The sequence below is a fragment of the Bergeriella denitrificans NBRC 102155 genome (assembly GCF_001592185.1).
GTDB classification, from domain to species: Bacteria; Pseudomonadota; Gammaproteobacteria; order Burkholderiales; family Neisseriaceae; genus Neisseria; species Neisseria denitrificans.
The window spans coordinates 1-5,731 of record NZ_BCWL01000143.1; the positions used below are offsets into that span (position 1 = coordinate 1).

Here is a 5,731-nt window from a genome sequence, read left to right on the forward strand (position 1 = left end):
CGTTTCATTAGATTTTCAGACGACCTGTATGGCGGCAGGCCGTCTGAAAAATGCCTGAAAACCCTCAGCTCAAATCCAAGCACAAATATTTCATTTCCAAATATTCGTCCACACCGTATTTGCTGCCTTCGCGTCCCAGGCCGCTGGCTTTGATGCCGCCAAAGGGGGCGACTTCGTTGCTGATGAGGCCGGTGTTGATGCCGACCATGCCGTATTCCAGGGCTTCGGATACGCGCCATTGGCGGGCGGTGTCGCGGGTGAAGACGTAGGCGGCTAGGCCGAATTCGGTGTCGTTGGCGGCAGCGGTGACTTCTGCTTCGGTTTCAAAGCGGAATACCGGGCACAGGGGGCCGAAGGTTTCGTCGCGGGCGACCTGCATTTCTGCGGTCACGCCGCTCAGCAGGGTGGGCTCGAAAAACGTGCCGCCAAGGCTGCTGCGTTTACCGCCGGCGAGCAGCTCGGCACCTTTGGCCAGCGCGTCGGCAATGTGTTCTTCCACTTTGCAGACGGCTTTTTCGTCAATCAGCGGGCCTTGGGTCGTGCCTTCGGCCAGGCCGTTGCCCAGTTTCAGGGCGGCGATTTTTTCGGCTAATCGGGCGCAGAATGCTTCGTAAATGCCGCTTTGAACGTAGATGCGGTTGCTGCATACGCAGGTTTGGCCGCTGTTGCGGAATTTGCTGGCCAGAGTGCCTTCGACGGCTTTTTCCAAATCGGCGTCGTCAAATACGATGCAGGGGGCGTTGCCGCCGAGCTCGAGGCTGAGTTTTTTGATGTGGCGGGCGCTGTTGCGGAAGATTTCCGCGCCGACTTCGGTCGAGCCGGTAAAGCTGATTTTGCGGATGACCGGATGGTCGGCAAAGGTTTGGCTGATGGCGGCGGCGCTGCCGTTGACGACGGCAAACACTTCCTGCGGAATGCCGGCCTGATAGGCCAATACGGCTTGGGCGTAGGCGCTCAGGGGGGTGGCGCTGGCGGGTTTGACCAGCATCGCGCAGCCGACCGCCAACGCGGGGGCGGCTTTGCGGGTAATCATGGCGGCGGGGAAATTCCACGGGGTGATGGCGGCGGTCACGCCGATGGGCTGGCGCAGCACCAACATTTTCTGTTGGTTTTTCACCGGAGTCAGGATGTCGCCGTCAATCCGGCGCGCTTCTTCGGCAAACCAGCGGATAAAGCCGGCGGCGTAGTCGATTTCGCCGCGCGCTTCGGCCAGGGGTTTGCCCTGCTCCATGGTCATCAGCCGCGCCAGCGTTTCTTTGTGCGCTTTCATCAGGCGGAACCATTCCCACAGAATATCGGCGCGCTCGAGCGCGGTTTTGGCCGCCCATGCGCTTTGCGCCTGTTGCGCTTTGGCGATCAGGGCATCCAGCGCCTGCGGATCGGTTTTGCGTACATAGGCCAAAACCGAGCCGTCGGCCGGATTGGTGACGGTCAGGCCGTCTGAAAAAGGCGTATCCCAGGAAACGTCGGCGTGTTTCAATAAGGATTTGATGTCGTCCACAATGGCTCCTTTTATGCTGCACGCGCGGCGGCAAAGGCTTCGGCGATGATGCCCAGCGCGCGCTCAAACAGGGTGTCTTCAATAGTCAGCGGGAATAAAAACCGGATGACATTGCCGTGTGCGCCGCAGGTCAGCAGCAACAGGCCGCGCTGCATGGCCTGCTGCTGCACTTTGGCGGCAAAAGCGGCGTTCGGCTGCTCGTCGTCGCCGAACTCTACCGCCACCATCGCGCCCAAGCCGCGGATTTCGGTGATTTCGGGCGCATTCAGATTCTGCAGGAACGCGACCAGTCTGCCGCCCAAATCTTGGGATTTGGCACACAGGTTTTCTTCTTCAATCACGTCCAATACCGCGTGTGCAGCCGCCACGCCCAGCGGGTTGCCGGCATAAGTGCCGCCCAAGCCGCCTTTGCGCGGCGCATCCATCACTTCAGCGCGGCCGGATACGCCGCTCAATACGAAACCGCCCGCCATGGATTTCGCCATGGTCATGATGTCGGGTCTGACGTCGTAATGTTCCATGGCAAACAATTTACCGGTGCGGGCAAAACCGGATTGCACTTCGTCGGCAATCAGCAAAATGCCGTGTTCATCGCAAATGGCTCTGAGCGCGCGCATCAGCTCGGGCGGGCAGACGTTAAATCCGCCTTCGCCCTGCACAGGCTCCAATATGATGGCGGCCACGTCGTGCGGCGCGATGTCGCTTTTGAAAATGCGCTTGATGCTTTTGACCGCGTCGTCCACGCTGATGTTTTGCGTGGCAGACGGATAAAGCGCGTGGAATACGCCGGCGGGCATGGCGCCGAAGTCGGCGGAATAGGGCTGCACTTTGCCGGTCAGCGCCAGCGTCATCAGCGTGCGGCCGTGAAACGCGCCGCCGAAAGCGATGATGCCGTTGCGCTTGGTATAGGCGCGGGCGATTTTGACGGCGTTTTCCACAGCTTCGGCGCCGCTGGAGAAAAACTGGCTTTTCACCGGGCCGTCAATCGGCACCAGGCTGTTGATGCGCTCGGCCAGCGTGATATAGCTTTCGTAAGGGACGATTTGGAAAGCGGTATGGGTGAATTTTTCCAGCTGTGCGGCCACGGCGGCGGTAATTTTGGGGTGGCGGTGGCCGGTATTCAATACGCCGATGCCGCCGGCAAAATCAATGATTTCGCGGCCGTCTGTCGCCTGAATCAGCGCGTTTTCGGCGCGCTCGGCAAACCAGTCACACATCACCGATGCGCCGCCCGGCAAAGCGGCACGCATTCTTTCCAATAAATTGCCCATCGTCTTCTCCTTTAATTTTGTTCAATATATTGAACACTTGTTCAACATTATGTACAATATAAAATCAAGTCTTTTACTTTGTCAATCTGAAAATCATGAAACATTTAGCCGTTCCCGCTTTAGACAAAACAGTCAAAATCTTGGATTTACTGACGGAAACCCCGCATCCTCTCAGCGGAGCGGACATCGCCAGAATGCTCGGCCTGCCCCGCAGCTCGGTGCACGGCCTGCTGCAATGCCTGACCGATGCCGGGCTGCTGCGTAAATACGACGAGCGGCATTTCGTATTGGGCGCGCATGTGCTGTATTGGGCCAACGGCTTTATGGCGCGGCAGGACATCGTGGCCGAGTTTCAAAACGCCATCAGCCTGATTCCCGAGCTCGATCCTTATACCCTGACGCTTTCCATGCTCAAGCGCGACCAGGTGGTTTACCTGGCCTGCCGCAACAGCCAGGCGCCTTTGGGCGTCACCTTCCGCATCGGGATGCAGCTGCCCGCCGTTTTCACCGCTACGGGCAAAGCCATTTTGAGCCGCCTGACAGATGAACAGGTTGCCGCGCAAATCACGGATTTTCCCGCGCCCTATACGGAAAACGGCGTGCGGGATATGCCGGCGCTGCTGGCGGAATTGGCGCAAATCCGGCAACAGGGTTTTGCGCTGGACAACGGGCAGCTGCGTTTGGGTATGTTCTGCTTCGGCATTGCGTTTACCGACCCGGGCGGGCAATATTACGGCATTGCCGCCAGCCTCTCGGAGCAGGAAGCAGACGATGCCACCCGCGCCCACCTGCTCGGCGGCCTGCAGCGTCTGGCGAAAAAACTGACGGCGGCGTAAGCAGGCTCGGTGAAACGCAGATTACGCCATGCTGTTTATTTTTATGGCGCAAAGGCCGTCTGAAAAATATATCGTGACATTTCTAAACAACAGAAATCTTGATTGCCGTCATTAGCTTCGCAAGTCCGCTGCGCTCCCCCCGCGCAGCGGACTTGCGAAGCTAATGACAGCATTTGAAGAGGTTATAATCTAACAAAACAACCATAAAAAAAGCCGTCTGAAAACGACTGTTCGTTTTCAGACGGCTTTTTTGCAGCGGGCTTAAATATCGTAAGTGGTCGAAGCGGTGTCGCCGCCTTTACCCGTCCAGTTGGTGTGGAAAAACTCGCCGCGCGGTTTGTCGGTGCGCTCATAAGTGTGTGCGCCGAAGTAGTCGCGCTGTGCCTGCAGCAGGTTGGCAGGCAGGCGCTCGGTGGTGTAGCCGTCAAGGAAGGTGATGGCGGAAGCCATACACGGCATGGCGATACCGCATTCGATGGCTTTGGCCACCACTTTTCGCCAGGCGGGCAGGCAGTTTTCCAATACGCCTTTGAAGTAAGGATCGGCGCCCAAGAACACCAAATCGGGATTGGCGGCATAGGCGTCGCGGATATTGCCCAGGAACGCACTGCGGATGATGCAGCCTTCGCGCCACAGCAAAGCCGTATTGCCGTAGTTCAACGCCCAATCGTTTACTTCGCTGGCTTCGCGGATCAGCATAAAGCCTTGTGCGTAGGAAATGATTTTGGAAGCGAGCAGGGCTTGGCGCAGGGCGTTGACCCATTCTGTTTTGTCACCGTCGACGGGCGTGATGGTTTTGCCGAACAGTTTTCCGGCTTCCACGCGCTGTTCTTTAAAGGCGGACACGCAGCGGGCGAACACGGATTCGGAAATCAGCGTCAGCGGGATGCCCAAATCGAGGGCGTTGATGCCCGTCCATTTGCCTGTGCCTTTCTGGCCGGCGGTATCGAGAATTTTTTCAACCAGCGGCTCGCCGTTTTCGTCTTTGTAGCCCAGAATATCGGCTGTGATTTCAATCAGATAGGAATCCAGCTCGGTGGTGTTCCACTCGCTGAAAATTTTGTGCATTTCGTCGTAAGACAAGCCCAAGCCGTCTTTCATAAACTGGTAAGCTTCGCAAATCAGCTGCATATCGCCGTATTCGATGCCGTTGTGCACCATTTTGACGAAATGGCCGGCGCCGTCACGGCCGACCCAATCGCAGCAGGGCTCGCCTTGCGGGGTTTTGGCGGCGATGGCTTGGAAAATCGGCTTCACTTCCGGCCATGCGGATTCATCGCCGCCGGGCATGATGGACGGGCCATTGCGCGCACCTTCTTCGCCGCCGGATACGCCCGCGCCGATAAAGCGGATGCCTTTTTCGGCCAATTCTTTCGTGCGGCGGGTGGAATCGGGATAATTGGCGTTGCCGCCGTCGATGATGATGTCGCCTTCGTCCAGCAGGGGCACGAGTTGCTCGATAAATTCGTCCACTACGCTGCCGGCGCGTACCATCATCATGATTTTTCTTGGTTTTTCAAGTTTTTCAACCAAATCCTGCAATGAATAGGCGCCGATAATATCCGTGCCTTTGGCTGCGCCGTTTAAAAAATCATCTACTTTGCTGGTGGTGCGGTTGAATGCGACTACTTTAAAACCGTGGTCGTTCATGTTCAGAATCAGGTTTTGTCCCATTACGGCCAAACCGATGACGCCGATATCGCCTTTCATTGAGGATGCTCCGTTATTGATTTATTTTATGGGGCGTAACTCTACTCCATTTACAGTTGTTTAACAATCCTTAACTTTTTAATTTTTTGAAAAAGTTGCTTTACGTTTTCCGCTCTGCTTTGAACAGCGGAAAACGGAAAATTGAAAAGAATATAAAAAGATTTATTTATAAATTGATTTTGATTTTGAAGCAGCGATTTTGCTGTGGATAATTTTAATTCGTCAATTTTTTCAATGGATTAATTCTAATTTTGAGAGATGGATAAACCGAGGCGGACGCTGTTGGCAGATGTGGATAAATTTTCAGACGGCCTGCTGCTTGTGTATAACTACCGTTTTTTATACAGCAAACCGGCCGGTTTGTACGCATTGGAAAGAAGCGCGGATGAAAGCCGGCCGGTTCAGGCGGAATA

General features: G+C 55.9%; 5 protein-coding genes. 1 reads left to right on the forward strand and 4 read right to left on the reverse strand.

All coding sequences use genetic code 11. The features are described from left to right. Positions 1 to 64: 64 nt before the first annotated feature. A complete protein-coding gene (locus tag BDE01S_RS07770; protein WP_066079747.1) occupies positions 65 to 1,501 on the reverse strand; it encodes an NAD-dependent succinate-semialdehyde dehydrogenase in 1,437 nt (478 codons plus the stop codon). An 11-nt stretch (positions 1,502 to 1,512) separates the two neighbouring features. After that, entirely contained in the window at positions 1,513 to 2,772 is a 1,260-nt protein-coding gene (gabT, locus tag BDE01S_RS07775; RefSeq protein WP_066079750.1) for a 4-aminobutyrate--2-oxoglutarate transaminase, read from the reverse strand. Between the two features lie 95 nt (positions 2,773 to 2,867). Here gabT and BDE01S_RS07780 point away from each other — a divergent pair, with 95 nt between their 5' ends. Next, positions 2,868 to 3,608, forward strand: a complete 741-nt coding sequence (locus BDE01S_RS07780; RefSeq protein ID WP_066079754.1) for an IclR family transcriptional regulator — start codon at positions 2,868 to 2,870, stop codon at positions 3,606 to 3,608. A gap of 261 nt (positions 3,609 to 3,869) precedes the next feature. Here the strand turns inward: BDE01S_RS07780 and gnd are convergent, their stop codons facing one another. Next, on the reverse strand, positions 3,870 to 5,318 hold the full coding sequence (gnd, locus tag BDE01S_RS07785) for a decarboxylating NADP(+)-dependent phosphogluconate dehydrogenase (RefSeq protein WP_066079757.1): 1,449 nt from the start codon (positions 5,316 to 5,318) through the stop codon (positions 3,870 to 3,872). A gap of 214 nt (positions 5,319 to 5,532) precedes the next feature. After that, a partial coding sequence (locus BDE01S_RS11580) for a hypothetical protein (RefSeq protein ID WP_218015862.1) occupies positions 5,533 to 5,731 on the reverse strand: 199 nt, incomplete at its 5' end.